29 protein-coding genes and 1 riboswitch are annotated in these 25,283 nt (G+C 68.7%); of the genes, 11 read left to right on the top strand and 18 right to left on the bottom strand.

What is annotated here, in order from left to right; genetic code table 11:
• The first annotated feature begins 306 nt into the window (after window positions 1-306).
• Complete coding sequence (locus ABVN73_RS01595) at window positions 307-744, top strand: PRC-barrel domain-containing protein (RefSeq protein ID WP_353858636.1); 438 nt, start codon at window positions 307-309, stop codon at window positions 742-744.
• Between the two features lie 55 nt (window positions 745-799).
• Here the strand turns inward: ABVN73_RS01595 and ABVN73_RS01590 are convergent, their stop codons facing one another.
• The 7 genes from ABVN73_RS01590 to ABVN73_RS01560 all read right to left on the bottom strand — a co-directional run bounded on the left by ABVN73_RS01590 (window position 800) and on the right by ABVN73_RS01560 (window position 7,136).
• Window positions 800-3,157 carry an EAL domain-containing protein gene (locus tag ABVN73_RS01590; protein ID WP_353858635.1) on the bottom strand — a complete coding sequence of 786 codons (2,358 nt, stop codon included), beginning with the start codon at window positions 3,155-3,157 and terminating at the stop codon, window positions 800-802.
• A gap of 185 nt (window positions 3,158-3,342) precedes the next feature.
• Complete coding sequence (locus tag ABVN73_RS01585) at window positions 3,343-4,050, bottom strand: hypothetical protein (protein WP_353858634.1); 708 nt, start codon at window positions 4,048-4,050, stop codon at window positions 3,343-3,345.
• Window positions 4,051-4,093: 43 nt separating this feature from the next.
• Window positions 4,094-4,366, bottom strand: a complete 273-nt coding sequence (locus tag ABVN73_RS01580) for a hypothetical protein (RefSeq protein WP_353858633.1) — start codon at window positions 4,364-4,366, stop codon at window positions 4,094-4,096.
• A complete protein-coding gene (locus tag ABVN73_RS01575; protein WP_353858632.1) occupies window positions 4,359-5,873 on the bottom strand; it encodes a portal protein in 1,515 nt (504 codons plus the stop codon). The genes ABVN73_RS01580 and ABVN73_RS01575 overlap by 8 nt, the downstream gene beginning before the upstream one ends.
• A gap of 4 nt (window positions 5,874-5,877) precedes the next feature.
• Window positions 5,878-6,303 carry a hypothetical protein gene (locus ABVN73_RS01570; RefSeq protein ID WP_353858631.1) on the bottom strand — a complete coding sequence of 142 codons (426 nt, stop codon included), beginning with the start codon at window positions 6,301-6,303 and terminating at the stop codon, window positions 5,878-5,880.
• A 42-nt stretch (window positions 6,304-6,345) separates the two neighbouring features.
• Window positions 6,346-6,774: a hypothetical protein gene (locus tag ABVN73_RS01565; RefSeq protein WP_353858630.1), complete on the bottom strand. Its 429-nt coding sequence runs from the start codon at window positions 6,772-6,774 to the stop codon at window positions 6,346-6,348.
• On the bottom strand, window positions 6,771-7,136 hold the full coding sequence (locus ABVN73_RS01560) for a hypothetical protein (RefSeq protein WP_353858629.1): 366 nt from the start codon (window positions 7,134-7,136) through the stop codon (window positions 6,771-6,773). The genes ABVN73_RS01565 and ABVN73_RS01560 overlap by 4 nt, the downstream gene beginning before the upstream one ends.
• A 195-nt stretch (window positions 7,137-7,331) precedes the next feature.
• Between ABVN73_RS01560 and ABVN73_RS01555 the strand changes: the two genes are divergently transcribed.
• Window positions 7,332-7,964, top strand: a complete 633-nt coding sequence (locus ABVN73_RS01555) for a helix-turn-helix transcriptional regulator (RefSeq protein ID WP_145677380.1) — start codon at window positions 7,332-7,334, stop codon at window positions 7,962-7,964.
• Between the two features lie 74 nt (window positions 7,965-8,038).
• A complete protein-coding gene (locus tag ABVN73_RS01550; RefSeq protein WP_353858628.1) occupies window positions 8,039-8,353 on the top strand; it encodes a hypothetical protein in 315 nt (104 codons plus the stop codon).
• Between the two features lie 13 nt (window positions 8,354-8,366).
• Here the strand turns inward: ABVN73_RS01550 and ABVN73_RS01545 are convergent, their stop codons facing one another.
• Both ABVN73_RS01545 and ABVN73_RS01540 read right to left on the bottom strand, forming a co-directional pair.
• Entirely contained in the window at window positions 8,367-8,957 is a 591-nt protein-coding gene (locus ABVN73_RS01545) for a hypothetical protein (protein ID WP_353858627.1), read from the bottom strand.
• Between the two features lie 140 nt (window positions 8,958-9,097).
• Window positions 9,098-9,946, bottom strand: a complete 849-nt coding sequence (locus ABVN73_RS01540; RefSeq protein WP_353858626.1) for a branched-chain amino acid aminotransferase — start codon at window positions 9,944-9,946, stop codon at window positions 9,098-9,100.
• A 153-nt stretch (window positions 9,947-10,099) separates the two neighbouring features.
• On the opposite strand from ABVN73_RS01540, the gene ABVN73_RS01535 reads away from it, so the two are divergent.
• Window positions 10,100-10,303, top strand: a complete 204-nt coding sequence (locus tag ABVN73_RS01535) for a hypothetical protein (protein ID WP_137139889.1) — start codon at window positions 10,100-10,102, stop codon at window positions 10,301-10,303.
• Between the two features lie 84 nt (window positions 10,304-10,387).
• Here the strand turns inward: ABVN73_RS01535 and ABVN73_RS01530 are convergent, their stop codons facing one another.
• From ABVN73_RS01530 to ABVN73_RS01510, 5 genes are all read right to left on the bottom strand, one after another.
• Window positions 10,388-11,164, bottom strand: a complete 777-nt coding sequence (locus tag ABVN73_RS01530; protein WP_014241601.1) for a succinate dehydrogenase iron-sulfur subunit — start codon at window positions 11,162-11,164, stop codon at window positions 10,388-10,390.
• Between the two features lie 30 nt (window positions 11,165-11,194).
• Window positions 11,195-12,976, bottom strand: coding sequence for a succinate dehydrogenase flavoprotein subunit (gene sdhA / locus ABVN73_RS01525; RefSeq protein ID WP_035675802.1), 1,782 nt, complete (start codon window positions 12,974-12,976; stop codon window positions 11,195-11,197).
• Window positions 12,977-12,982: 6 nt separating this feature from the next.
• A complete protein-coding gene (gene sdhD / locus ABVN73_RS01520; protein ID WP_353858625.1) occupies window positions 12,983-13,378 on the bottom strand; it encodes a succinate dehydrogenase, hydrophobic membrane anchor protein in 396 nt (131 codons plus the stop codon).
• An 11-nt stretch (window positions 13,379-13,389) separates the two neighbouring features.
• Window positions 13,390-13,779: a succinate dehydrogenase, cytochrome b556 subunit gene (sdhC, locus tag ABVN73_RS01515; RefSeq protein ID WP_353858624.1), complete on the bottom strand. Its 390-nt coding sequence runs from the start codon at window positions 13,777-13,779 to the stop codon at window positions 13,390-13,392.
• Between the two features lie 248 nt (window positions 13,780-14,027).
• Window positions 14,028-14,291, bottom strand: coding sequence for a hypothetical protein (locus ABVN73_RS01510; protein WP_353858623.1), 264 nt, complete (start codon window positions 14,289-14,291; stop codon window positions 14,028-14,030).
• A 132-nt stretch (window positions 14,292-14,423) separates the two neighbouring features.
• Between ABVN73_RS01510 and ABVN73_RS01505 the strand changes: the two genes are divergently transcribed.
• Both ABVN73_RS01505 and ABVN73_RS01500 read left to right on the top strand, forming a co-directional pair.
• Window positions 14,424-15,443, top strand: coding sequence for an aspartate-semialdehyde dehydrogenase (locus tag ABVN73_RS01505; RefSeq protein ID WP_353858622.1), 1,020 nt, complete (start codon window positions 14,424-14,426; stop codon window positions 15,441-15,443).
• The gene (locus ABVN73_RS01500) at window positions 15,440-15,907 is read left to right on the top strand and encodes an acetyltransferase (protein ID WP_353858621.1); all 468 of its coding nucleotides are present in this window, start codon (window positions 15,440-15,442) and stop codon (window positions 15,905-15,907) included. Before ABVN73_RS01505 ends, ABVN73_RS01500 begins: the two co-directional genes overlap by 4 nt.
• Before the next feature lie 63 nt (window positions 15,908-15,970).
• Here the strand turns inward: ABVN73_RS01500 and ABVN73_RS01495 are convergent, their stop codons facing one another.
• The 3 genes from ABVN73_RS01495 to ABVN73_RS01485 all read right to left on the bottom strand — a co-directional run bounded on the left by ABVN73_RS01495 (window position 15,971) and on the right by ABVN73_RS01485 (window position 18,148).
• Window positions 15,971-16,762 carry a hypothetical protein gene (locus ABVN73_RS01495; RefSeq protein ID WP_353858620.1) on the bottom strand — a complete coding sequence of 264 codons (792 nt, stop codon included), beginning with the start codon at window positions 16,760-16,762 and terminating at the stop codon, window positions 15,971-15,973.
• Window positions 16,763-16,847: 85 nt separating this feature from the next.
• A complete protein-coding gene (locus ABVN73_RS01490) occupies window positions 16,848-17,732 on the bottom strand; it encodes an NAD(P)-dependent oxidoreductase (protein ID WP_353858619.1) in 885 nt (294 codons plus the stop codon).
• 11 nt (window positions 17,733-17,743) lie between these two features.
• On the bottom strand, window positions 17,744-18,148 hold the full coding sequence (locus tag ABVN73_RS01485) for a tellurite resistance TerB family protein (protein WP_145622818.1): 405 nt from the start codon (window positions 18,146-18,148) through the stop codon (window positions 17,744-17,746).
• A 147-nt stretch (window positions 18,149-18,295) separates the two neighbouring features.
• Here ABVN73_RS01485 and ABVN73_RS01480 point away from each other — a divergent pair, with 147 nt between their 5' ends.
• The 3 genes from ABVN73_RS01480 to metA all read left to right on the top strand — a co-directional run bounded on the left by ABVN73_RS01480 (window position 18,296) and on the right by metA (window position 22,355).
• The gene (locus tag ABVN73_RS01480) at window positions 18,296-19,243 is read left to right on the top strand and encodes an AEC family transporter (protein ID WP_353858618.1); all 948 of its coding nucleotides are present in this window, start codon (window positions 18,296-18,298) and stop codon (window positions 19,241-19,243) included.
• 254 nt (window positions 19,244-19,497) lie between these two features.
• Window positions 19,498-21,189, top strand: coding sequence for a methyl-accepting chemotaxis protein (locus tag ABVN73_RS01475; protein WP_353858617.1), 1,692 nt, complete (start codon window positions 19,498-19,500; stop codon window positions 21,187-21,189).
• Window positions 21,190-21,277: 88 nt separating this feature from the next.
• A riboswitch (SAM-I-IV-variant riboswitch) is annotated at window positions 21,278-21,382 on the top strand.
• Window positions 21,383-21,431: 49 nt separating this feature from the next.
• The gene (gene metA / locus ABVN73_RS01470) at window positions 21,432-22,355 is read left to right on the top strand and encodes a homoserine O-succinyltransferase (RefSeq protein ID WP_353858616.1); all 924 of its coding nucleotides are present in this window, start codon (window positions 21,432-21,434) and stop codon (window positions 22,353-22,355) included.
• Between the two features lie 7 nt (window positions 22,356-22,362).
• Here metA and ABVN73_RS01465 read toward each other — a convergent pair whose 3' ends face one another.
• Window positions 22,363-22,839 carry a hypothetical protein gene (locus ABVN73_RS01465; RefSeq protein ID WP_353858615.1) on the bottom strand — a complete coding sequence of 159 codons (477 nt, stop codon included), beginning with the start codon at window positions 22,837-22,839 and terminating at the stop codon, window positions 22,363-22,365.
• A 799-nt stretch (window positions 22,840-23,638) separates the two neighbouring features.
• Between ABVN73_RS01465 and ABVN73_RS01460 the strand changes: the two genes are divergently transcribed.
• Window positions 23,639-24,814 carry a methyl-accepting chemotaxis protein gene (locus ABVN73_RS01460; RefSeq protein WP_353858614.1) on the top strand — a complete coding sequence of 392 codons (1,176 nt, stop codon included), beginning with the start codon at window positions 23,639-23,641 and terminating at the stop codon, window positions 24,812-24,814.
• Window positions 24,763-25,263, top strand: coding sequence for a methyl-accepting chemotaxis protein (locus tag ABVN73_RS01455; RefSeq protein WP_353858613.1), 501 nt, complete (start codon window positions 24,763-24,765; stop codon window positions 25,261-25,263). The genes ABVN73_RS01460 and ABVN73_RS01455 overlap by 52 nt, the downstream gene beginning before the upstream one ends.
• Window positions 25,264-25,283: the final 20 nt, after the last annotated feature.

Genomic DNA, 25,283 nt, shown 5'->3' with positions numbered 1-25,283 from the left:
GCGGGCGAAGCGCGAAAAAAGAAAGAGGCTGGCCGGGCCTTTCGGTTGTCCGGCCAGCCTTTTTCAGGACAGGCGTGGAGGGGAGGTTCGGGATGCTGCGGCCCGTCGTGTGAGGGGACGCACGAGGGGCGTTGGCAAGACCGTTTCTAGGACATTCGCCCTTTCATGTCAAGAATATTTTCCTTATTCAAGCGCTCCTCGCTTGCCGCGTTACCCCCTTGGAGCGCGGAATATCCCCCGGAGCCACGCTGTTGAATGGTTGGCCTCAACGGCCCGAAAACACGGCATAAAAAAGGAATACGCTTCATGAAGACGATCATCACCGCCTGCGGCGTCGCGGCGCTTCTGCTGGCCACGCCGGCCCTGGCCGAAAGCATGTCCGGCACCACCGCCAAGGAGGTTCCGAACAACAAGGCGACCGGGCAGGTCGCGGCCACCCACGGCTCGCTCGACCCGGCGGTCGCGAAGATGACCGCGGCCCAGCTCAAGGGCAAGGACGTCTACGGCAGCGACGGCAAGGACATCGCCGAGATCGAGGGCATCGTCCGCAAGGGCGGCCAGACCTACGCGGTGATCGACGTCGACCACGTCGCCGACATCAGCGACAAGGACGTCGTCCTGCCGCTGGAGCGGCTGCACATGAAGGGCAAGCGCCTGACCGTCAACATGACGGAGAGCGAGCTCAAGGGCCTGGAGTCCTGGCAGAAGGACAAGTACGAGGACGTCAAGGGCGCGCTGCGCTGACGTCTGGAGCAGGACGGGACGGTCCGGGGGCGACGGCCCCCGGCCCTTCCCGTCGTCACGCCGTCCGGCGCAGGCGCATGGCCAGCAGATCGGCGGCCTGCCCGGCGGGGACCGGGCGACCCGTCAGCCAGCCCTGGACCAGGGTGCAGTTGTGGTGGCGCAGGAAATTGGCCTGCTCCTGCTTCTCCACGCCCTCCGCCACCACGTCGAGCCCCAGCATGTCGGCCATGGCGATGATGGTGGAGACGATGCCGTTGTCCTCCCGCGCGCTCGGCACGCCGTTCACGAAGGAGCGGTCGATCTTCAGCGTCGTCACCGGCAGCCGCTTCAGATAGCTCAGCGAGGAATGGCCGGTGCCGAAATCGTCCACCGCCACGCGGATGCCCATCGCCTTCAGCGCCGCCAGCACCGACAGGGCGTGGTCCATGTCCTGCATCACCGCGCCCTCGGTGATCTCCAGCTCGACCAGATCGGGCGACAGGCGGTGGCGGTCGATGATGCGGCGGAAATCCTCGGCGGAGCGCTGGCGCAGGTGGCGCGGCGAGATGTTGACGGCCACCGGAACCGGCTCCAGGCCGCGGTCGATCCAGTCGCGCAGCTGGCGGCAGGCCTCGTCCAGCACCCAGTCGCCGAGCGGCACGATGAAGCCGGTGTCCTCGGCGACCGGGATGAATTCGCCGGGCGGGATCATGCCGAAGCCGGGCTTGTCCCAGCGCAGAAGCGCCTCGAACCCCTCCAGCGACTGGTCGACCAGCGACACCTTGGGCTGGTAGTGGAGCTGGAACTCCCCGCGCGCCAGCGCCGCCCGCAGGTCGCGGTCCAGTGCCAGATGGCGGTGCGCCTGGTCGGCCAGCTCCTTGCGGAAGAAGGCGTGGCGCCTGCCGCCGGCCCGCTTGGCCGCGTAGAGCGCCGTGTCGGCGGAGCGGATCAGCTCCTGCGCGCTGTCGGCGTGGTCGGGGAACAGGGCGATGCCGATCGACGGGCGGACGTAATGCTCCGTCCCCATCAGCAGCACCGGCTCGTCGAAGGCGGCCAGGATGCGCTGGGCGGCGATCTCCGCCTCCTTCGCCTCGCCCACCTCGTCGAGGATCACCGCGAAATCGTCGGTGCCGATGCGCCCCACCGTGTCGCTGGCCCGCACCGTGACGACGATCCGCGAGGCGACCTCCTGCAGCAGCAGGTCCCCGGCGTGGTGGCCCAGCGTGTCGGTGATCAGCTTGAAGCGCGACAGGTCCAGGCACAGCACCGCGAAGCGGCGGCCGTGACGCCGCGCCCGCTCGATCGAGGTGTCGAGCAGCGATTCGATGAGGGCGCGGTTCGGCAGGCCGGTCAGCCGGTCGCGCGTGGCCAGCCGCAGCAGCTCCCGCTCGTGGCGCAGCCGCTCGGTCATGTCGGCCAGCGCGCAGACGTAGCTGCGCCGCCCCTGCACGTCCAGGCAGGACAGGGAGAGCGAGGCGTCGATCCGCCCGTCCGCCCGCTCGATCACCAGCTCCTCGGCGCGCTCGGTGCGGCCGCCGGTCCCCACCCCCGCCGCGGCATCGCCGGCCGGCGCACCCGGACCGAGCAGCCGGGCGACGCGCTCGCGGTCCTCCTCCGCGAACAGGTCGGCGAAGCGATGGCCGTCGAGCCGCTCCGCGGGCACCCCGAACAGCGCGACGGCCGCCGGGTTGTGCTCTTCGACCAGCCCGTCCTCGCCCACCAGCACGATGGCTTCGCCGATGTTGCTCATGATGCCGTACAGCCGCTCGTCGCGCACGATCAGCGCCTCGGCGGCCTGCCGGAAGTACTCCATGGCGCGGGCCATGGCGCCGAATTCGTCCTTGCGGTCGCGGCCGGGGATGTCGATGCCGGTCTGCCCTTCGGTCAGCCGCTCCATCCGCTCCGACAGCGCCTCGATGGGACCCAGCACATGCTGCGACAGGAACACCGACAGCGGCCAGCTCAGCACCAGAAGAACGGCGATGAACAGGACGAAGGCCAGGGCCTCCATGGCGAATTCGCGGTCGAGGTCGTCGGTCCCGCTGGCCGCCGCGATGGCCCAGCCCCAGGGCTCGAAGGTCTGGCTGGCGCGGACCGCATGGCCCTCGTCCATCCACCCCTCCGGCACGCGCCCGTCGGTGAAGACGCTGACATGGAAGGGATCGCGCCCCAGCGCCCGCAGCGCCAGCCGCGCCTGTCCCTGCCCCTCGTCCCGCGCCAGGGCGCCCGCCTCGATGGACGCGTTGATCTCGCCAAGCATGGCGTGCGCCGACCCGACCAGCGCGTGGGTCAGCCGTTCCCGTTCCGAGATCAATCCGCTGCGCAGCAGGTAAAGCGCCGGTATGGCCGCCATCAGGCAGCCGATCAGGCCGACCCAGGTCAGCCAGCGGATCTTGCGGCGCAGCGTCATCACGGTCCCGGCGGCAATCGTCACGCCCGGCTGCTTCCGGGCGGTTGTCATTCTGCGCGAAAGCGTCGCTTTTTTATTTCAAACACGCAACGTCCAAGTTGACCGCATTGGTCCCCCGTCGTCCTTTTCAAACCGGCTGCGACATTTCGCCCAGCCGGCGCGGCTTCGCGGGTCCTTCCGCAAGGCCGCGCCGGCGGTCCGGCGGCCGGTCAGCCGGTCGGATAGAGGCGCTGGAACCCGTCGGTCACCCGCGACACCACCGTCGGATCGCGGTCCCGCCAATAGCGGGGATCACGCATCAGCGCCTGCAGTTCCGCCTCCCCGCCGGCGGACGGCGCGCCGGCCGGCATGGACAGGGCGGCGGGCTCGCCGCCGGTCATCATCCGGTGAAGCGCCATCACACCCTCATAGGTCGTCGACAGGCCCTCCACCGCGGCGGGCGGCAGGTTCTTCACCGCCCAGGCGTGGAGCTGGCGCGAGACCTCCCGCCAGCGCTCGGCTCCGCCGAACTGGGCGGACAGCCGTTCGACCTCGCGCTCCGCCTGGAACTCGGCGGCCAGCTCCTGGATCAGCGGGACCAGCCGCTCGGCGGCAAGGTCGTAGACGAGCTGCGCCTGCTCCGCCGTGAAGCCGGCGCCGTGCAGGCGGCCGTTGACCGCCGGGTCCGGCTCGAACAGGCCGTGGTCGCAGGCGATGCAATAGCCCTCCGGCCCGTCCGGCACGCCCGGCGCCTTCAGCAGGCCCGCCCCCTCGCCGCCGCCGGGAGGCGAGGCGGGGGCGGACAGCTTGCGCTCCAGCTCCAGATAGGACTTCAGAAGCGCCTCCACGCGCACCGCCCCGGTCTCCGGGTCGCGGAACTTTTCGGGCACCGCGGGCGGGGCGCCGGGAACGGGCGAGGTCAGCAGGTTGTCGGCCATGGCTTGCTCCTTATCGATGAAAGACACAGGATCGATGAACGACTCAGGCGCCCTGCCCGCGGGCGGTCAGGGCGAGGATCAGGGCGACGAGACGGCGCTGGCCCTCCAGATCGCGCAGCGCGGCGTCGGAGGCGTCGGGGCCGAGCGTGCGGTCCACGGTCATCGCCCTCAGCGTCGCCAGCACCCGGGTGCCATCCGGCCCGGCGAAGCAGCGGGCGAAGCTGGGCGCCGGGTCGCCGGCCGGAACGGCCTCGGCGGGCGGCACACCCTCCAGCCAGTCCCAGCCGCTGCGGGTCCGGCCGGCCGGATCAGCCATGGGGCGCCTCCGCCCGCACCAGCTTGGCGGGCACTCCGAAGGCCTCGCCCAGCCAGCGCGCGGTCGCCGCGACGTCCACCGCGGACAGCGCCTCCGGGCCGAGCTGGCGGGCGGTGTCCAGCCAGCGCAGCGTCGCCTGCACGTCCCGCTGCGCCTGCGCCTGGGCCAGCGGGGAGCGGTGCTGCAGAGCGACCGTGCGCCCGTCGACCGCGATGTCGGGGATCTCGCCGCGGCGGCGCAGGATGCCGACGGCGCGCAGCACCAGCGGGGTCAGCAGCTCCGCCTGCAGACGCCCGTAGGTCGCGCCGAGCAGCCGCGCCATCTCGGCGGAGCGTTCGACGACCTCGGTCGCGGTCATGCGCGGCTGGTCCAGCGGCCCCAGCCGGTCGGCGAGCAGCGCGTGGCGGATGCGCGCCCGCAGATCGTCGAGCACGAGCTGCGACACGTCGAACCGCCCGGGATTGGCGAGCGGCGTCAGCCCGGCCGACCCCACCGCCTTGGGGATGATCGTCCCCGGCACCAGCCGGATGGTGGCGGGGTTCAGCACCCCGTCGTCGTCGGCCTGCCAGATGCCGGTGACGGCGACGGAGGCGTTCTTCAGCACCAGCTCGACCACCTTGTTGGCGGTCTTGATGTCGGGCAGCGCCTTCATGACCGGCGACCGGCCATAGGTTTCCCCCGGGGCCTTCAGCCAGCGGAAGTTGATGAAGGGCGATTGCGCGAAGCGCCCCTCGGCCAGCGTGGCCGGATCGGCCAGCCCGCTGTCCAGGACCACCGTCCAGCGGTAGGCCAGCCCGTCCGGCAGCACCGCCTCGACCAGCGGAAAGCGGCTGTCCGGCTCCGCGGCGCCGCGTTCCCGCACCGCGTCCGGGATGGTCACGCCGGAAAAGCGCCGCTCGATCTGGGCCAGCGTCGCCTCGCTGCGCCGGAAGGTGCCGTCCAGCCGCCCGTCCGCCCCCTCCTCCAGCACCGCCTCGGCCAGCGGCACCGCGGCGAAGCGCAGGCTGGAGGCGCCGCCGGGCGGGGCTTCCTCCATCAGCAGGCAGGCGGTGCCCACCGTCACGAGGTCGAGGAAGGCCTGATGGATCTCCACGGCGAAGTTGGAGCGGTCGACATGCGCCTGCAGGATGCCGGCGGCGCGGTCGAGCATCGGGGCCACGCGGTCGCGCTCGCCGTCCGGCAGCGACGGGCCGGGCTGCAGCCCGAACCAGCGCGACCAGGGCGGGGTCAGCTCGGCCAGCAGGCTGGCGGCGAGCTGCTCCACCGCGTCCGGCGCGGTTCCGTCGAACAGCCGGTCCACCCGCCGCTCGCCGGGCGTGCCGCCGCCGCGGAAGGGCTGGCCGTTGGGAAGGGCGTGGTCGTAGCAGTCCTGCCAGTGGCTTTCCCAGACCGACCGGCGCTCCCGCGCCGCCCGGTAGCGTTCGAGCAGCCGCTCCGGCGCGTTCGGCGACGGGGGGCCGCCGGCTTTGCGGCGCTCCCGAGCGGTGTCGGGCGTGATCTCGGGCATGGTCTCACTCCCCCAGCAGGCGCTTGCGCAGCGGCACCAGCGGACCGACGTCGAGCGCTCCCCGCCAGGAGGTCTGGACCGTCCCCGCCCGTCCGCGGTTGCGCCGCTGGATCAGCGCCTCGGCGGCCTTGGCCGGGTCCTTCTCCTCCTCGGTGGCCGGGGTGGCCGGAGCGGCGGCGGGCGGCGGCGTGGCGGCGGGCGCCTCCACCACCGGGGCGGCGGGTTCGGGAAGCGGGTCCGGGACCGTGTTCCACCAGGGCGTCGTGACGGGCGCCGGCGCCGGTGCCTCCGCGGGCGGCGGTGCCGGGGGCGGCACGGGGATGGGCTCCGGGGCGGGCGTCGGCACGGGTTGGGGGACGGGGACCGAGGCGGGCTCCGGGGCGGGCGCGGGTGGCGCCGTCGGCCGCGGCGCTTTGAACAGGTTCGCCATGGACAGGGATTCCTCGTTCGTGATGGGACGCGGCGGCACGGATCAGGATGCGGCGGCGGGCCGCGTCAGCCGCCGGTAGAGCTGCCAGGGCGTCAGGACCCCCGGCGCGTGGAGCCCCAGCAGGCGCTTGACCGCCTCCACGCAGGTGAAGGGTCCCCAGGGGGCCGCCCGGGTCAGGCCGCGCCGCAGCGGCGCCGGGGTCACCGCCATCCCCAACCCGCGGTACCAGCCCGGCAGGTCGAAGGCCGCGGGCAGGTCGAGGACCGACACGTCGGTGAAGGGCGAGAGCGGATCGACGATCACCCAGCGGCGCCCGTCGTGGAGCAGCGCGAAGCAGTGGCGGAATCCCGGCTTCAGCAGGCGCAGCCACCACAGCTCCGCCTCGCCCCGGAAGACCACCCAGGCGCGCGGCGCGTCCGCTCCCGGCCGGCCGGGGACCATCCGGCAGGGCTGCGGCATCGGCGTGCTCATTGGACGATCCCCTTCTCGCGCAGCACGGGACGGAGCCGGTCGAACGCCTCCCGCCACAGCGTGTGGGCGCGCTGCTCGCGGTAGCGCGCCGGGTCCGGCGCCATCAGCCGGCGCCCGTAATGGACCAGCACATGCAGATGGTCGCGGATCAGCAGGCGACGGCGGTACAGCCGGTCCACCGCGCACAGCACGTCGCCGGGCTCGCACGGGCGCTGGACCAGCCCCCGCCCGGCGGCGATGCGGGCGCCGGCGGCCTTGGCGTCCTGCGCCTGGACCGACCAGAACCACGCTTCCTCCGCGCTGACGAATGGTTCCCCGACGGCGTCGGACAGGACCATGGACGTGTTGCGGCGTTGGACCATGCGCGGGTCTCCCTCGGAATTGCAGCTAATGCGTTCGCGGGCGCAGCTTCGCTCTCGGGCGGAGCGCCGGATGGGCCGCGGTGCGCGCGGCTGGCGAACACATGTTCACGTTATGTACTGATTAAAGTCCTCCGTCAAGGAAAATATGAATAGGTTCCTAGGGACTGCCCGGCGCGATTATGTGATTATCCTCCCATGCTCAAACATGCGGACATCTGGCGGGCGATCGACCGCCTCGCGGCCCAGCACGGGCTGTCGGCCTCCGGGCTTGCGCGGCGCGCGGGGCTGGACCCGACGACCTTCAACAAGAGCAAGCGGACCACCGGCGACGGCAAGCTCCGCTGGCCCTCGACGGAGAGCGTGTCCAAGGTTCTGGAGGCGACCGGCGCGTCGCTGTCGGAATTCGTCAGCCTCGTCGGCGATTCCGCCGGCGCGGGTTCGCTGCAACGGGTGCCGGTCATCGGCTACGCGCAGGCGGGCAACGCCGGCTTTTTCGACGACGCCGGCTTTCCCTCCGGCGTGGGCTGGGACGAGCTTCTGTTCCCCAGCATCGGCGACCCCCACGCCTACGCGCTGGAGATCGCCGGGGACAGCATGGACCCCGTGTACCGCGACGGCGACACCATCATCGTCTCGCCCGCCGCGCAGATCCGGCGCAACGACCGTGTCGTCGTCCGCACCAAGGGCGGCGAGGTAATGGCGAAGCAGCTTGTCCGCGAAACCGCCACCAAGATCGAGCTGATCTCCATCAACCGCGCCCATCCGGACCGCAGCATCCCGCGCGCCGAGGTCGCCTGGATGGCCCGCATCGTCTGGGCGAGCCAGTAAGCGTCACGGCGGCGGCACACCGTCCTAGGATATTTTTCCTTTACAATCGCGGCGGCATGATCCAATGTCCGATCATGACCGGCATCGCCAGAACGCCTCCCGGCCCGTCCCTTCTGGAAGAGTTGGAACGTCATCACGACGACACGCCGCCGCGCGGCGCTCTGCGGACGGCGGTTCTCGGCGGGGCGGAGCGCTGCGCCACCCTGGCCCACGCCGCCGCGCTTCGCCTGCACAACCGGCTGGCCGCGGAGGCGCGTCGGGGCTCGGCGCGCCGCCGCCGCACCCTGCCCGTCGACCGGGTCATCACCGATGAATGGCTGGCCCGGCTCGTCGCCTCGCTGACCCATCACCGCAACGCCGCCAGCGCGCTGGTCCGCATCGACGGGTGAAGCGGCGCGGTTCTCAGGCCGCCGGTGGGGCTCCGGTCCCGTCCGCTTCCGGGGCCGTCCCCTCCACCGCGGCGGGCGTGGTCCGCGCCTTTTTTGCGCGCGGCTTGCGCACCGGCGCCGCGGGGGATGGGGACGTCATCGGACCAGCCGCGTCCTCCACGACCAAGGGCGCGGAGGGCACCGGCGCCTCCGCCCGCTCCGCCTCCGCTCGCTCGACGCCCCTCTTCAACACCTTGCTCTTTGAAAAGCCGGCCTCGCGCAGGGCCGTCTTCAACTCCTCCCACGCCATGCGGATGTCCGTGGCGAAGGCCCGCGCGTCGTCGTCGCGGTGGGTGCGGAAATACTCCGCCGCCTCCCGCATCTGGGCCGGCAGGGTTTCCGCCCCGGCGCGCACCGCCTCGTTGCGCAGGCGGTGGTGGCGGTCGTCCAGATAGCTGAGGACTTCCGACAGTTCTTCCGGCGTGCAGTTCTTCTGCAGCTTGTCGGTGACCGCGGGCGCGGCCTTGTCGATCTTCCCGACCAGTTCCGAGCGGCCGCGCTTCAAGTCCGGATCGTAGACGGTGCGGATCACCTGGATCACGCGGCGCCGTTCGCGGAATTGCATTCCCTTTCCCCCTCGACCGTTTCCGTCGGTGGGCCAGGCCACCGTTCGAAGGAATCATGCCGCGGAATGAACCACCCATCAAGCCGGTTTTCGGGCCGCATACCGCCCGAAAGCCGGCGTTCCGTGTGGGCCGAAAAGGGTCAGCGGAAGGCGAACTCCCAATAGAGGCCCCGCGCCCGCGCCGCCAGGGGACCGGGCTGCAGGGCGCGCTCCTCGACGCGGGTAACCGGCACCACCTTCGCGTAGTTGCCCGTCGAGAACACCTCGTCCGCCTCCAGCACGTCGCGGGGGCTCAGGCTGGCCTCCTCCACCGTCACGCCGTCGTCGCGCAGCAGGGCGATCACGCGCTGGCGGGTGATGCCGTTGAGGAAGGTGCCGTTGTGCACCGGCGTGCGCACCACCCCGTCCTTGGCGATGAACAGGTTGGCCGTCGCGAATTCCGCCACGTTGCCGATGGGGTCGAGCATGATGGCGTTGTCGAAGCCGCGCTCCCGCGCCTCCTTCAGGGCCAGTCCGGCGTTGGGGTAGAGGCAGGCGGCCTTGGCCTCGGTCGGCGCCATGTCCGGCACCGGGCGGCGGCGGCTGGACAGCCCGGCGGTGAAGCCGGCGGCGCTGGGCAGTGGCGCCTCGTAGACCGACAGCACGAAGCGCGTGCTCTCGGCGTCGGGGGCGACGAAGCCCTCCTCCGCGTAGAACATCGGCCGGATGTACAGCTCGGCCTCCTTGGGGAAGCGGCGGATGCCGTCCCAGCACAGCTCCTCGATCTCCCCGGCGGTCAGCATGGGGGCGAGGCCCATCACCTGGGCGGAGCGCACGACGCGGGCGCAGTGGCGGTCGAGGTCGGGGGCCACGCCCTGGAAGGCGCGGGCGCCGTCGAAGACGACCGAAGACAGCCAGAGCGCGTGAGTCATCGGGCCGACGATGGCGGGGTTGCCCGCGATCCATTCGCCCTGGATGTAGCTCAACGCCTGACCGGCCGTGCTGCCCATGATCCTCTCCCTTTTTGGCTTCGGGTTGGTTCTATCCGGATGGTTCGATCCCTCGAAAAGCATACCCCCTCATCGCCGCCGGTCAACCTGCGCAGACGGGCCAGCCGGACGGTTGATGAAGGACACCCTCATCACTTCGGGAGCGACCGATCCATGGGCTGGACCTATTCGAGCGCCTTTCCGCAGCCGCTGCGCGCGGCCCCGCCCTTCCCGCCGCCGGGTCAGGACCTTCCCACCCCGGGCCCTCTCACCGACAACCCGGACCTGCCGACTCCCGGCCCGCAGGAGGACATGCCCTCCCCCCTGCCCAACGACGACCTGCCGCCGTCCCGGCCCACCGATCCCGACTTCGCGTAAACGCAGACGCCGAACGGCCAAAGAAAACGGGGCGCCCCCTTGCGGAGGCGCCCCGTTCCTCATCAACGAACCGAAGCGGACGGATCAGCGGCGCTGAACCATCAGCTTCTTGATCTCGGCGATGGCCTTGGCCGGGTTCAGGCCCTTCGGGCACGCCTTGGTGCAGTTCATGATGGTGTGGCAGCGGTAGAGGCGGAACGGATCCTCGAGGTTGTCGAGGCGCTCGCCCGTCATCTCGTCGCGGCTGTCCACGATCCAGCGGTAGGCCTGGAGCAGGATCGACGGGCCGAGGTAGCGGTCGCCGTTCCACCAGTAGCTGGGGCAAGAGGTCGAGCAGCAGAAGCACAGGATGCACTCGTAGAGGCCGTCCAGCTTGGCGCGGTCCTCCGGCGACTGCAGGCGCTCGCGGCTCGGGGCCGGCGACTGCGACTGCAGCCACGGCTTGATCGAGGCGAGCTGGGCGTAGATGTGCTTCAGGTCGGGGACGAGATCCTTGACCACCGGCATGTGCGGCAGCGGGTAGATCTTGACGTCGCCCTTCACCTCCTCGATGGCCTTCAGGCAGGCCAGCGTGTTGGTGCCGTCGATGTTCATCGCGCAGGACCCGCAGATGCCCTCGCGGCAGCTCCGCCGGAAGGTCAGGGTCGAGTCGATGTTGTTCTTGATGTAGATGATCGCGTCCAGGATCATCGGGCCGAACTTGTCGAGGTCGACGACGTAGGTGTCGACCCGCGGGTTCTGCCCGTCATCCGGCGACCAGCGGTAGATCTTGAAGGTCTTCGCCCGCTTGGCGCCGCTGGCGGCGTTGATGGTCTTGCCGACGCCGACCTTGGAATTGGCGGGCAGGTTGAATTCGACCATGGTTCGTATCCTTGCCTTGCTCTTGCCGCCTTAGTAGACGCGGGCCTTGGGCGGGAACACCTGCACCTCGTCGGTCAGGGTGTAGAGATGGACCGGGCGGTACCCGATCTTCGTCTCACCCTTGTCCGACACCTCGATGACGGTGTGCTTCATCCAGTTCTCGTCGTCGCGGTCCGGATAATCCTCGCGGGCGTGGGCGCCGCGGCTCTCCGGACGGTTCTTCGCCGAGTGGAGCGTGGCGACCGCCTGGTACAGCAGGTTGTCCAGTTCGATGGCTTCGACGAGGTCGGAGTTCCAGACCAGCGAACGGTCGCTGATCGCCATGTCGCTCTTCTTGGCGAAGGTCTGGTCGATGAGCTTGACGCCCTCCTCCAGCACCTCGCCGGTGCGGAAGACCGCGCAGTTGTTCTGCATGGTCCGCTGCATCTCCAGGCGAAGCTCCGACGACTTGATGGAGCCCTTGGCGTTGCGGATGCGGTCGAAGCGCTCCAGGGCGACGTCGGTCGCGGCGGCGGACGACGACACCGACTTGCCCTTCTCGACGATCTCGGCGGCGCGGATGGCCGCCGAACGGCCAAACACCACGAGGTCGAGCAGCGAGTTGGAGCCCAGGCGGTTCGCGCCGTGCACCGACACGCAGGCCGCCTCGCCGATGGCCATCAGGCCGGGCACCACGCGATCCGGGTCCTCGGCAGTCGGGTTGACCACCTCGCACCGGAAGTTGGTGGGGATGCCGCCCATGTTGTAGTGCACCGTCGGTAGAACCGGGATCGGTTCCTTGGTGACGTCCACGCCGGCGAAGATCTTGGCCGTCTCGGCGATGCCGGGCAGGCGCTGGTGGATGATCTCCGGCGGGAGATGCTCCAGGTGCAGGTGGATGTGGTCCTTGTGCTCACCGACGCCGCGGCCCTCGCGGATCTCGATGGTCATCGAGCGGGACACCACGTCGCGCGAGGCGAGGTCCTTGGCCGACGGCGCGTAGCGCTCCATGAAGCGCTCGCCGTTGGAGTTGGTGAGGTAGCCGCCCTCGCCGCGCACGCCCTCGGTGATGAGGCAGCCGGAGCCGTAGATGCCGGTCGGGTGGAACTGCACGAACTCCATGTCCTGCAGCGGCAGGCCGGCGCGCAGCACCATGCCGCCGCCGTCGCCGGTGCAGGTGTGGGCCGAGGTGGCGGAGAAGTAGGCGCGGCCGTAGCCGCCCGTGGCCAGCACGACGAGCTGGGCGCGGAAGCGGTGGATGGTGCCGTCGTCGAGGTTCCAGGCCACCACGCCCTTGCAGACGCCGTCCTCCATGATGAGGTCGAGCGCGAAATACTCGACGAAGAACTCCGCCTCGTGCTTCAGCGACTGCTGGTAGAGGGTGTGCAGGATGGCGTGGCCGGTGCGGTCGGCGGCCGCACAGGTGCGGTAGGCCTGCTGCTTGCCGTAATGGGCGGTCATGCCGCCGAAGGCGCGCTGGTAGATCTTGCCTTCCGGCGTGCGCGAGAAGGGCACGCCGTAGTGCTCCAGCTCGATGATCGCCGGAATGGCCTCGCGGCACATGTACTCGATGGCGTCCTGGTCGCCCAGCCAGTCCGACCCCTTGACGGTGTCGTACATGTGGAAGCGCCAGTCGTCCTCGCTCATGTTGCCGAGCGCCGCCGAGATGCCGCCCTGGGCGGCCACGGTGTGCGAGCGGGTCGGGAAGACCTTGGTGATGCACGCCGTCTTCAGGCCCTTCTCGGCCATGCCGAAGGTGGCGCGCAGGCCCGCGCCGCCGGCACCGACGACGACGACGTCATAGGAATGATCGATAATATCGTAGGCGGCCATGGCTCGTCAGGCTCCGAACGAAATCTTGAGGACGGCGATGACGCAGGCGGCACCCAGCACGAAGCACAGGGCTTTCACGGCCAGGATGCTCAGGATCTTCGCCATCTCGTTGTGCACGTAGTCCTCGATCACCACCTGCAGCCCGCCCTGGGCGTGGTGGAAGGTGACCACGGCGGTCAGCACCATCATCAGCGCCGAGAAGGGCGACTGCAGCCACGCGACGAAGGCCGCGTGGTCGGCGCCCAGATGGCGGATCACGCCGAAGACGAACCAGATGGTCAGCGGAACAAGGGCGATGGCGGTCACGCGCTGGTGCCACCAATGCTCGGTGCCGTGCTTGGCGGAGCCCAGGCCGCGCGCGATCTGCAGCGGCGAGCGGAGGGTCTTGCTGTTGGACGCCATGTCTTCTCTCCTCACCACACGGCCAGGCCGATGATCCAGGTCAGCACGGTCAGCACGGCCGCCGCACCGATGACGATCTGGTTGCCGCGGTCGGCCTCGCTCAGCTCGAACGCCTTGCCGGCGTCCCACACCAGATGCCGGATGCCGTTGCACAGGTGGTAGTAGAGCGCCAGCGACCAGCCGAACATAAGCAGCAGCCCGAAGAACGAGCCGATGAAGTGCTGCGCGCGCTCGTACGCGGCGGGGCTGGTGGCGGCGGCGACCAGCCACCAGGTCAGCAGAAGGGTACCGACGGCCAGCCCCACGCCCGTGATGCGGTGCGTGATGGACAGGATCGCGGTCCTGGGGAGTTTGTAGACTTGCAGATGCGGGGAGAGCGGCCGACCGCTGCCGTTTGCCATTGCGTCGTCCTCAGTTCGGCGACCGGTCGCGGCAAGGAGGGCTGTTGCCGCGACGGCGGGTGATGCGAGACCGAAAGTTTTAAGCCCTGCTGTGTTTGGCGATTGAATTACGCCTCTACCGCACACGAGTCAACGGCAGGGACTTGGCCGTGGCCAAAATGGCGCACCGCGGGAAGTGCCTGAAAACTAACGGGCTTTGCTGCAGCTGGTATTACCAGGGCGCAAACGCCGTTTTGCCGTTCAGCCTATTACTTGTCGAAGCGGCGAACATTCTCCACCATCATCGAATACATCTGGGTAATCAGCTCCGCCGGACGCAGCCGGCCGAAGGGGATGTTCTCCTTGGCCCACTCCACCAGCCCCTCGGGCGGGCGGATGGGGGCGACCTCGTAGCCGGCCTTCTTCAGCGCGTTCATCACCGAGCGCGCCTGCTTGGTGTAGTCCTCGTTGAAGAAGGACTTGTCCGCGTCCTTGATCGCCTTGGCGATGATGTCTTCGAGCGGAGTGGCCATGCCCCGGTGTGCCGGTCGCGGTCGTTCGTGATAGGGCGGACACGGTGTCACAACGCGGGCGCTGTTGCAATTCCATTGGGAACCGCATACCTCAAGCCCTCTTCGCACCGCAGATCACAGGGATTAACCGCCATGGGCTACACAGTCGCGGTCGTCGGCGCCACCGGCAACGTCGGACGGGAAATGCTGGCCACCCTCGCCGACCGCCGGTTCCCGGCCGACGCGGTGATCGCCCTGGCCGCCGACAGCGCCGTCGGCAAGGAGGTGTCCTTCGGCGAGGACGAGGTGCTGAAGGTCCAGGACGTCGTCCGCTTCGATTTCTCGGGCGTGGACATCGCGCTGTTCGCCGCGGACGCCAAGGTCTCGGCGGCCCACGCGCCGAGCGCCGCCGCGGCGGGCGCCGTGGTGATCGACTCCAGCCCGCAGTTCCGCATGGACCCCGACGTCCCTCTGGTGGTTCCGGAGGTCAACGCCGACGCGCTGGCCGGTTACGCGGCGAAGAACATCGTCGCCAGCCCCGGCGGCGCGGCCGTCCTCCTGGCCATGGCGCTGAAACCCCTGCACGAACAGGCCACGATCGGCCGCGTCGTCGTCTCCACCTACCAGGCGGCCTCGGACGCCGGCAAGGAAGGCATGGACGAGCTGTTCGGCCAGACCCGCGCCATCTACGTCAACGACCCGGTGCAGAAGTCCGTCTTCTCCAAGCAGATCGCCTTCAACGTCATCCCCCACGTCGGCCCCTTCATGGAGGACGGCGCGACGCGGGACGAGTGGGCGCTGAACGTCGAGACGAAGAAGATCCTCGATCCCAAGATCAAGGTGAGCGCAACCTGCGTCCGCGTCCCCGTCTTCATCGGCCATGCCGCCGCCATCACCATCGAGTGCGTCGAGCCGCTGACCGCCGAGGAGGCCCGCCGCATCCTGCGCAAGGCGCCGGGCATGCAGGTGATCGACCAGCAGGAGAACGACGGCTACATCACCCCGGTCGAGGTCGCCGGCGACGACCCGGTCTTCGTCAGCCGCATCCGCGAGGACTACACGGTGGACAACGGCCTGTCCTTCTGGGCCGCCACCGACAACCTGCGCAAGGGCGCCGCGCTCAACGCCGTGCAGATCGCCGAGCTGCTGGTGAAGGACTATCTCGACGCGTGATCACGATCCGCCCCTCCCGTCCGGACGACGCCCCGGTCCTCTTTGCCGTCTGGCTCGCCGCGGTGCGCAGCACGCACGACTTCCTGAGCGAGGAGGACATCGGCTTCTACGCCGACCTCGTGCGCGACCAATATCTTCCGGCGGCGGCGCTGCTGGTCGCGGTGGACGGCGACGACCGGCCGGTCGGCTTCCTGGGCATGACCGGGCGCAAGATCGACACGCTGTTCGTCGATCCGGCGTGGCACGGCCGGGGGATCGGCCGCGCCCTGGTCGCCCGCGCGTTGGTGGATGGACCGGACCTGACGGTCGATGTGAACGAGCAGAACAGCGCCGCCCGGGCCTTCTATCGGCGCCTCGGCTTCCGGGAGGTCGGGCGCTCCGCGCTGGACGACAGCGGCCGCCCGTTCCCCTTGCTGCATCTGGCCCTTGACGGCTCCGGCCGAGGCGACCCGACCGGCGCCTGACGGCCCTGTTTGACGAACAGGCGCGCCAACGTTGCGCACGCCCAACCCACGACGCGGTCGCGGCTATCGGGCAAACCTTGCAAAGGACTGAGCAAGGAGCAACAAAAACACTTTAGCCACTACCCAAATAATCTGTGCGTTCAAAGCAAACCAAAACGCTGTTCTTCCATATGAAGAAAATATTTTTCTGTGGGCCATGGCAATATCACTGTCAGGCACACTGATGTAGGCGCGCAGCACGGAATATGTGTCCCAACAGACAAAGAGAAGACACGCAGCCACAAGGAAAAGAAATTTCCATCCTTCAAAATGACGCCCAAAGAACATATCTTCCCAGCTAAGCCTGAGCCGGAACACAAAGAAATACACCAAATACAAGACAAAGATCATGAAGAACACTAGAAAATTCATAACAAAGAACGAGAGATACCCATGAACGATGCCGAATGAACGCATCCGGCCTCCAGAAAACCCAAACCAATCAATCATCGACGATGATACATCTCCGATAAATTGGAGAACTCCCAGGTTCGCTCCATACCCACAGACTGACGAATACGCCACACAGCGGCTTCGTATCGGATTGCCAGGCAGTGAATCGAAAAACACGACACCGAGCGAGAAAACGAAAAAGCAGCCGCTGAGCAGGAAGATGCAGGCTTTGGTGCGATGCCATGACGCGACCGCATCGTTTGAAGCTCTGTGGCGCTTCCCGACGACAAGGCGCCCGGCCAGATTGGGGGAAAGCAGGAGTCCAAGGGCGGCGCCTGCCACGCTTCCTTCCCATGCCGCGACGATAAAGCCGATCAACGCTCCGACGATTGACCAGGATACGAAAAAACTGGCCTGCAGCAAGTCACCACCCCTTGTCGGCATGGAAGTCTATGCCCTCGCTTGCAAGCCAGTTCTCATCGAGCCGAACACTCGGCAAACGCGTCCTTCACGATTCCCTTGCAAACAGCCGGTACAAGGCGGAGTGGTCCAGCCCACCGTCGCCCTGCTCGGCCAGCAGCTCGAACAGCTCCAGGCTGAGGCCCAGCGCGGGAAGCTGGATGCCGGACTGCTCCGCCAACTCCTCCGCCTGTTTGAGGTCCTTGATCTGGGTGACCACACGGCCGCCCGGCGTGAAGTCGCCGGAGACCATGCGCTGGCCGTGCAGCTCCAGAATGCGCGATTCGGCGAAGCCGCCGCGGATGGCGTCGCGGACCTTGCCCGGCTCCACCCCCGCCGCCTTGGCCAGCGCCAGGGCTTCCGCCACCGCGCCGATGCTCAGCGCGACGATCACCTGATTCGCCATCTTGGCGACCTGACCGGCCCCGCTGCCGCCGACATGGGTGATGCGCTGGCCCATCGCCTGGAACAGCGGCAGGGCGCGGGCGAAGGCCTCCTCCGTGCCGCCGGCCATGATCGTCAGGCTGCCGGCCTCCGCCGCCACCGTGCCGCCGGACACCGGGGCGTCCACCCAGTCGGCTCCCTTGGCGCGGACGGCCTCGGCCAGCTTGCGGGTCGCCCCGACCGCCGTGGTGCCCATGTCGATGACGAGATGGCCGGGCCGCAGCGCGTCCATCAGGGATGCCGCCACCGCCTCGACCGCCACCGTGTCCGACAGCATCAGAACGATGGAATCGGCGCGGGCGGCGACCTCGGCCGGCCCGGCGGCGGGGCTCATGCCCTCGGCCGCCAGCTCCTCCACCGGGCCGGGGCTGCGGCTGCTGATCACCAGGGCCGCGCCGGCCTTCGCCAGATTGCGGGCCATCGGCCGGCCCATCAGGCCCAGCCCGATGAAGCCGATCGTCCGTCCCGCCAGACCGCTCTGTCCGGTCATGTCCCGGTCCGTCACAGGCGGGTGTGGCGCGCCCGCGCGCCGCGTTCGATGGCGGCGGCGCACAGCCGGTCCACGCCCAGCTTGTGCCGGATCAGCTCCAGCATGCGCAGTTCCTCCTGCGAGGCCGACGGGTCCGCCGCGGCGATGTCGCAGGCGAGCGCGTAGGCGGTCTCGGACAGCCTGGACGGAATGGCCTCCTTGACGATCTGGAGCGTCGTCTCCAGCCCGTCGGCGTCGGCCAGCAGGCCGGAGCATTCCCGGGTCACGTCGGTCAGCCGGTCGATGTCGAAATCCTTGAAGATCGGCAGATAGCGAACGTTCTCGCCGATGGCCTCAAGCTCCGCGTCCGTCATGTCGCCGTCGCACGCCGACACCAGCACCATGACGTAGATGAGCGCGCTGTGATGGTTGATCATCGAAACTCCTGCGGAAAAAGGGCCCCGCCCAATCTTGCCCGCCCCCCGCGCGCCGTCAAGGGAGCGAGCGCCGGCAAGGGAGCTATGCCCGGGGCGGACGGGTGGGTCCCTCGACAGGGGACGGGTTGCCCCTTAAGGTCCGCCCCCATGTCGGTGGTCTTCAACGTGGCGCTCCCGGTCTTCGCCATCATCCTGGCGGGCGTCCTCTCCGGTAAGGCGAAGCTGCTCGGTCCCGCCTCGTCGGAGGCGCTGAACAAGTTCGTCTATTGGATGGCCCTGCCGCCGGTGCTGTTCCTCGGCACGGCCAAACGCTCGCTGCCGGAGATCTTCAACGGCCCCTTCATCGGCGCCTTCCTCGGCTCGATGCTGGCGGTCTACGCGCTGGGCGCCCTGCTCGGCTGGCTGATCCACCGGGAACGGACGCAGATTCAGTGCATGCAGGGTCTGAACGCCTGCTTCTCCAACACCGGCTACATGGGCATCCCGCTGTTCCTGGCGGCCTTCGGCCCCGACCACTTGGCCCCGGCCATCCTCGCCACCGTCATCATGAGCGCGATCATGGTCGGCATCGCGGTGATCTGGCTGGAGTTCGCCAACAGCCAGGGCGGCGGCATCGGCAAGGCGCTGCGCGACGTCGGCCGGGCGCTGGTCAAGAACCCGCTGATCATCTCCACGGCCCTGGGGCTCGCCTGGTCGGTCCTCCTGTCCGGCGTGCCGGTGCCGCGCCCGATCGCCATCTACTGCGACCTGATGGGCGCCTCCGCCGGTCCCTGCGCCCTGTTCGCCATCGGCCTGTTCCTGGCGACCCAGAGCCTGAAGGCCAACCTGCTGGAGGCCGGCTGGATCAGCGCCCTGAAGCTGGTGGTGCAGCCGGCGCTGGCCTGGCTCCTCATCCGGACCCTGTTCCCGCTGGACCCCTTCTGGGCCGGGTCGGCCATCATCCTCGCCGGACTGCCCACCGGCGCCCTGACCTTCGTGGTGGCCAGCCAGTACCGCATTTATGTGGAGCGCACCTCCGCCGCGATCCTGATGTCCACCATCGCCAGCGTCGTCACCCTGTCCTTCCTGCTGGCCACCTACGCGCCGCCCGTCTGAACCGTGGCGTGACCTGCGCTGCCCGCACGCGCCTCTCCGGCCGTTCATCCTTCTGAAACAAAGACATCGTTGAACAAAGCCACGCAGACCGCGCCGCGCCGGTCTTGCATCTTTTTTTAACATCTGTTGTTCAATCATTTGATCACGGCAAGTCCAACGCCCGACGCACGGGCGCCTGGTCTGCCGAATCCTTTCGTTCAGACTCAATACAATCGATAGCCACGGCTTCGTTTCCGGGGAAAGAGACACGCGCCATGTCCATGCTGAGTTCCATGACCATCCGGACCAAGGTGGTCGCCGCCACGATTGCGGTCCTGCTGATGTCCATCGCCCTGGGACTGTTCGCCGTCGACCGGCTGAGCACCGTCAACCGGGCCGCCGAGGACATCCGAGCCAACTGGCTGCCCAGCGTCACCGCCATCGGCGAGATTGACAGCGCGATGAGCGACTACCGCATCCTGGAGGCCTCCCACATCCTGGCCCTCTACCCCGCGGAGATGGCCGAGGTCGAAAAGGAAATGGCGGTGACCCTGAAGCGCTTGGCCGAGGCCAGGCGGAAGTACGAGCCGCTGCTGACCACCGGCTTTGAAACCCAGACCTTCAAGCGCTGGGAAGCCTCCTGGGACCGCTACATGACGATCAGCCGGGACACGCTTCTTCCCCCGTCCCGCGCCAACGAGAATGAGAAGGCCACCGGCATCTACCGGGAGCAATCGCGCAAGGCCTATGAGGAGAGCAACGCGCTCGTCAACGAGCTGACCGCCTCCAACGTCGAGAACGCCACGAAGGCGGCGGACTCCGGACGGGCCACCTATGTCGGGGCGCAGAACTGGATCCTGGGGGCCATCGCCTTCGTGGCGCTCCTCTGCCTGATCGCCGGCGTCGCCATGACCAGGTCGGTCGCCCGGCCCATCGTTGCCCTGACCTCGATCATGGACCGTCTCGCCAGGCGCGACCTCGGCGTCGCGGTGGAAGGGGGCGACCGGCAGGACGAGATCGGCGCCATGGCCCGCGCGGTGCAGGTCTTCAAGGACGGGCTGATCGAGGCGGAGCGGCTGACCGCCGCCCAGGCCGCCGAGGAGGAGAACAAGCGCCGCCGCACCGAGCGGATTGATTCGCTGATCCGCAACTTCGACGGCGCGGTGCACAGCGTGCTGCAGACCGTGGGCGCCGCGGCCTCGCAGCTCGACACCACCGCCCGCAGCATGACCGACATCGCCGAGCACACCCGCGCCGAGGCCGGCAGCGCGGCGTCGGCGGCGGAGCTGACCTCGGCCAACGTGCAGACCGTCGCCGCCGCGTCGGAGGAGATGGCCGCCTCCATCACCGAGATTTCCCAGCAGGTGTCGCAGTCGGCCGGCATCGCCGGCAAGGCGGTGGACGAGGCCGACCGCACCAACGCCACCGTGCAGGGGCTGTCGGAAGCGGCCCAGCGCATCGGCGACGTGGTGGACCTGATCCAGAACATCGCAGCCCAGACCAACCTGCTGGCGCTGAACGCGACGATCGAGGCGGCCCGCGCCGGCGAGGCCGGCAAGGGCTTCGCCGTGGTGGCGAGCGAGGTCAAGAGCCTCGCCAACCAGACCTCCAAGGCGACGGAGGAGATCGCCCAGCAGATCGGCGCCATCCAGGCGGCCACCGGCGGCGCGGTCGGCGCCATCCGCGGAATCGGGGCGACCATCTCCTCGATCAACGACATCTCCTCCTCCATCGCCGCCGCCATCGAGGAGCAGGGCGCGGCGACCCAGGAAATCAGCCGCAGCGTGCAGCAGGCGGCGCAGAGCACCCAGGAGGTGACGAGCAACATCGGCCGGGTGTCGCAGGCCGCGACCGAGACCGGCAGCGCCGCGACCCAGGTGATGTCGGCCTCCGGCGAGCTGAACCAGGGGGCGATGCGCCTGAAGAGCGAGGTGGAGAACTTCCTCGTTGCCATCAAGGCGGCCTGAGGCGAAGCGGCCTGGGCATCAGGCGACCGGGACCGCCCGCCGGCGGTCCCGCCGCTGTTGCCAAGCCGCCGCTGCCCGTATAATGTGCACCGCGCATCAAGAGTTGAGCGGACGCTCAACGCCAACCTGCTTTCCCGAGCAAGGTGGCGTCCCGAAGGGGGATGTGGCCGGACCGGCAAACAAACGGGGTTCGCCATGACGTCTGTTCCGACCGATGCACCGACAGCGGAGCCGGACGAGTCATGCCCATCAGGATACCCAACGATCTTCCCGCCTTCACCGCCCTCCAGACCGAGGGCGTCATGGTCATGCAGGAGGCCGACGCCATCCGGCAGGACATCCGGCCCCTGCGCTTCGGCCTGCTCAACCTGATGCCCGACAAGATCCGGACCGAGACGCAGATCGCCCGCCTTCTGGGCAACACCCCGCTCCAGGTCGAGCTGTCGCTGATCCGGATCACCAACCATGTGCCGCGCAACACCGCGGCGGACCATATGAGCGCCTTCTACCGGTCGTGGGAGGACGCGCGCCGCGAGACGTTCGACGGCTTCATCATCACCGGCGCCCCGGTCGAGACGATGCCCTTCGAGGAGGTGTCCTACTGGGACGAGCTGTGTTCGGTCTTCGACTGGACGCAGAGCCATGTCCATGCCTGCCTGAACATCTGCTGGGCGGCGCAGGCCGCCGTCCATCATTTCCACGGCGTGCCGAAGCATCTTCTGCCGCGCAAGGCGTCCGGCGTGTACCGGCACCGCAACCGCGCCCCCGCCTCGCCCTACCTGTGCGGCCTGTCCGACGGCGTGCCCATCCCGGTCTCGCGCTGGACCGAGGTGCGCGAGGAGGACCTCCCTCCCGATAGCGGCCTGCGCGTGCTCCTGGACTCCCCGGAGACCGGCCCCTGCCTGCTGGAGGACGCCGCCCACCGGTCGCTGCACATGTTCAACCACATCGAGTACGACACGGACACGCTGCGCAACGAGTATGTGCGGGACGTCGCCAAGGACCCGGCCACGCCGGTTCCGCAGGGCTATTTCCCCGACGACGATCCGAGCCGCCCGCCCGAGAACCGGTGGCGGAGCCACGCCCATCTGCTGTTCGCCAACTGGATCAACCAGATCTACCAGACCACGCCCTTCGACCTCTCGCGCATCGGCACAGCCGGATAGGCCGTCGTCACGGCGGCTCTGGCGTCCCGTCGCCGCTCACCGCCTGGTGCGCCCCATCGTCCATCTGCAAGGCGAGCCAGAGCAGATGAGCCGCGGCGGCCGGGCTGACGCCGGACGGACGGGAGCCGCCCCCACCCTCCGCCGCCAGCCCGTACAAGGCCGCCACCAGATGGCCCTTGGCGCGGGGCGACAGCCGGCGGCCCCGGACGGCCAGCCCCTGCTCGACGAGAGCGACCGCCTCGCTCAACAGCGCGAGGTCGAGGGCCGATCGGGGGGTGGCGGCCTCCCGCGGCGGGAGCGGAAGGGCACCCTCGCCCGACTCTGGCCCACCGGCCGCCTTCCGCATGCCGCCCCGGCCGGTCAGCAGCCAGTTCATATCGATGCCCAGGGCCGCCAGTTCCGACAGGGTCTCTCCCTTGGGAAGCTTGCCGTTCAACTCGTAGGACTGCCACGTGTTCTCGCCGAGGCGGAACCGGCGCGACATCGTTTTTTGTGTCTCGCCGAGAAATTCGCGCACGGTTTTGAGCCGATCCCCGAGTTGCACCAGGCCGGTCTCTCCCCGGCCTGGGGTGAGAGCCTGCGTTTCCAGGGTGAACTTGCTTCCCACGGCGCCCCGCTCGGGACGAGGCCGGTCGTTGGTTGCACGTTTTATCATGTTGTGACGGCACGTATTATCATGTAAAAAACGCTCGGATACGCGGTGCGCAGCACTTTTATGTATGGATACGACATGGCCATTCTCGGTGTGCGCTCCCTTTATGTTGCCTTTGGTGCGGATTCTGCGGGGCCGCCGGTGAGCGTCGGCACGCCACACTAGAAACCGTGCATTCCCGAAGGGCGTCCAGCTCCGCACCGGTGGAATGGCGAAGTCTCCTTCACCGACCGCGGGAGCACGGCGGCGGCGGCGACAGTTGGACGCCAGTTTCTTCCGGGCCGACGTCCTCGGAAGCGTCCTGCGAATCTCTCCGCATGGCCGCCTCTCGGCCGCCACCCGATTCTTCAACTTATCGCAGAACATGTGAGCTTTTGCATTGCCCATCCGCGCCCGTGCGGCCGGTGGGCGGACCATGCGAGGCATCGCCTCGCTGACACACAATGAACGATTTTGCCGCAACCGGTTCATTGCGCAATTGTTCACTATCAACGAAGACAAACAAAAATAAAAAATCCTCCTTTGGTGAGCGCTCGAGGAAACCGACCGCCAAGACAACACAAAAAAGCAAAACACCATGAATGACATCAGCGTCAGAACAAAGACTTTTGCCGTTTTTGCGTTTCTATCCATGCTTCTCGCCGGCATCGGCGCCTTGGGAATCAACCGTCTTTCGGTGGTCAACGACAGCTCGACGGAAATCGCCAGCTTCTGGATGCCGCGGGTCGTTCAGGTCAACACCGTGAATGACGCCGTGTCGAACTTCCGCATCCTGCAGAGCGCCCACATCCTCAGCGCCACCGAGGCGGAAATGACCTCGGCGGAAAAGCGGATGGACGATCTGGAGGCCAGCATCGCCAACGCCCGCCGGACCTACGAGGCGACGCTGCGCACCGCCGAGGGGCGCGGGCTGTTCGCCCAGTTCGAGCAGCAATGGGCGCACTATCTCACCCTGCACCGCCAGATCGTCGCCCTGTCGCGCCGCAGCGAGAACGCCGCGGCCAACGCCCTGTTCCGCGACGCGGCCGACAAGGCCTTCCAGGAGGTCGTGCGGACGCTCGACGCCCTGATCGACCACAACAACCGCGGGGCCGCCAAGGCGAGCGACGACGCCGACGTGGTCTATGCCCAGTCCAGCTCGATGCTGATCGTCGCGCTGGTCATCGGCATCGCCGTCTGCCTGGGCGGCGCGGTGATGATGATCCGCGGCGTCTCCTCGCCGATCGGCGCGATGACCGAGGCGATGCGCCGGCTGGCCGGCGGCGACAAGACGACGGCGATTCCCTTCGCCAGCCGCGGCGACGAGATCGGCGCCATGGCCACCGCGGTCCAGGTCTTCAAGGACGGGCTGATCGAGGCCGACCGGCTGGCCGCCGAGCAGGCCGCCGAGCAGGCCGCCAAGCTGCGGCGGACCGAGGCGGTCGAGCGGCTGATCGCCTCCTTCGAGGATCAGGTCGCCGACGCGCTGCGCAACGTCGCCGCCGCCGCGACCGAGCTGGACACCACCGCCCAGAGCATGGCGGCCACCGCCCGCCAGACCAACGACCAGGCGGCCAACGCCGCCGCCGCGGCGGAGCAGACCAGCGCCAACGTGCAGACGGTCGCCAGCGCCGCGGAGGAGATGTCCAGCTCCATCGGGGAGATCGGGTCGCAGGTCACCCGCTCCACCGGCATCGCCGGACAGGCGGTGCAGGAGGCCGGGCGCACCACCGACTCCGTGCGCGGGCTGGCCGACGCCGCGCACGCATCGGCGCCGTGGTGCAGCTCATCACCAACATCGCCGGCCAGACGAACCTGCTGGCGCTGAACGCCACCATCGAGGCGGCCCGCGCCGGCGAGGCCGGCAAGGGCTTCGCCGTCGTCGCGTCGGAGGTGAAGCAGCTCGCCAACCAGACCGCCCGCGCGACGGACGAGATCGCCGCCCAGATCCAGGCGATCCAGGAGGCCACCGCCGGCTCAGTCGGCGCCATCGAAGGGATCGGCCGCACCATCGCGGCGATCAACGAGATTTCCACCTCCATCGCCGCCGCGATCGAGGAGCAGTCCGCCGCGACCAACGAGATCTCGCGCAACGTCCAGCAGGCGGCGATCGGCACGCGCGAGGTCTCCAGGAACATCGCCCAGGTGACCGAAGCCGCCGGCACCACCGGGGCCGCCGCCCATCAGGTGCTGGGCGCCGCCGGCGGGCTGGCGTCGCAGGCGGAGAACCTGCGCCGCGACGTGGAGAGCTTCCTGGCGGCGATCCGCGCCGCCTGAACGGCTTCCCGATTCCTGCG

The sequence above is a fragment of the Azospirillum formosense genome (genome assembly GCF_040500525.1).
Classification (GTDB): Bacteria; Pseudomonadota; Alphaproteobacteria; order Azospirillales; family Azospirillaceae; genus Azospirillum; species Azospirillum formosense_A.
This window is presented reverse-complemented; position numbering and strand designations above follow the sequence as displayed.

Coding starts and splice junctions, on each gene's coding strand:
- ABVN73_RS01595 (WP_353858636.1), top strand. CDS start 307: ATGAAGACGATCATCACCGCCTGCGGCGTCGCGGCGCTTCTGCTGGCC.
- ABVN73_RS01585 (WP_353858634.1), bottom strand. CDS start 4,050: ATGGCCGACAACCTGCTGACCTCGCCCGTTCCCGGCGCCCCGCCCGCG.
- ABVN73_RS01580 (WP_353858633.1), bottom strand. CDS start 4,366: ATGGCTGATCCGGCCGGCCGGACCCGCAGCGGCTGGGACTGGCTGGAG.
- ABVN73_RS01575 (WP_353858632.1), bottom strand. CDS start 5,873: ATGCCCGAGATCACGCCCGACACCGCTCGGGAGCGCCGCAAAGCCGGC.
- ABVN73_RS01570 (WP_353858631.1), bottom strand. CDS start 6,303: ATGGCGAACCTGTTCAAAGCGCCGCGGCCGACGGCGCCACCCGCGCCC.
- ABVN73_RS01565 (WP_353858630.1), bottom strand. CDS start 6,774: ATGAGCACGCCGATGCCGCAGCCCTGCCGGATGGTCCCCGGCCGGCCG.
- ABVN73_RS01560 (WP_353858629.1), bottom strand. CDS start 7,136: ATGGTCCAACGCCGCAACACGTCCATGGTCCTGTCCGACGCCGTCGGG.
- ABVN73_RS01555 (WP_145677380.1), top strand. CDS start 7,332: ATGCTCAAACATGCGGACATCTGGCGGGCGATCGACCGCCTCGCGGCC.
- ABVN73_RS01550 (WP_353858628.1), top strand. CDS start 8,039: ATGACCGGCATCGCCAGAACGCCTCCCGGCCCGTCCCTTCTGGAAGAG.
- ABVN73_RS01545 (WP_353858627.1), bottom strand. CDS start 8,957: ATGCAATTCCGCGAACGGCGCCGCGTGATCCAGGTGATCCGCACCGTC.
- ABVN73_RS01540 (WP_353858626.1), bottom strand. CDS start 9,946: ATGGGCAGCACGGCCGGTCAGGCGTTGAGCTACATCCAGGGCGAATGG.
- ABVN73_RS01535 (WP_137139889.1), top strand. CDS start 10,100: ATGGGCTGGACCTATTCGAGCGCCTTTCCGCAGCCGCTGCGCGCGGCC.
- ABVN73_RS01530 (WP_014241601.1), bottom strand. CDS start 11,164: ATGGTCGAATTCAACCTGCCCGCCAATTCCAAGGTCGGCGTCGGCAAG.
- sdhA (WP_035675802.1), bottom strand. CDS start 12,976: ATGGCCGCCTACGATATTATCGATCATTCCTATGACGTCGTCGTCGTC.
- sdhD (WP_353858625.1), bottom strand. CDS start 13,378: ATGGCGTCCAACAGCAAGACCCTCCGCTCGCCGCTGCAGATCGCGCGC.
- sdhC (WP_353858624.1), bottom strand. CDS start 13,779: ATGGCAAACGGCAGCGGTCGGCCGCTCTCCCCGCATCTGCAAGTCTAC.
- ABVN73_RS01510 (WP_353858623.1), bottom strand. CDS start 14,291: ATGGCCACTCCGCTCGAAGACATCATCGCCAAGGCGATCAAGGACGCG.
- ABVN73_RS01505 (WP_353858622.1), top strand. CDS start 14,424: ATGGGCTACACAGTCGCGGTCGTCGGCGCCACCGGCAACGTCGGACGG.
- ABVN73_RS01490 (WP_353858619.1), bottom strand. CDS start 17,732: ATGACCGGACAGAGCGGTCTGGCGGGACGGACGATCGGCTTCATCGGG.
- ABVN73_RS01485 (WP_145622818.1), bottom strand. CDS start 18,148: ATGATCAACCATCACAGCGCGCTCATCTACGTCATGGTGCTGGTGTCG.
- ABVN73_RS01480 (WP_353858618.1), top strand. CDS start 18,296: ATGTCGGTGGTCTTCAACGTGGCGCTCCCGGTCTTCGCCATCATCCTG.
- ABVN73_RS01475 (WP_353858617.1), top strand. CDS start 19,498: ATGTCCATGCTGAGTTCCATGACCATCCGGACCAAGGTGGTCGCCGCC.
- metA (WP_353858616.1), top strand. CDS start 21,432: ATGCCCATCAGGATACCCAACGATCTTCCCGCCTTCACCGCCCTCCAG.
- ABVN73_RS01465 (WP_353858615.1), bottom strand. CDS start 22,839: ATGTCGCGCCGGTTCCGCCTCGGCGAGAACACGTGGCAGTCCTACGAG.
- ABVN73_RS01460 (WP_353858614.1), top strand. CDS start 23,639: ATGCTTCTCGCCGGCATCGGCGCCTTGGGAATCAACCGTCTTTCGGTG.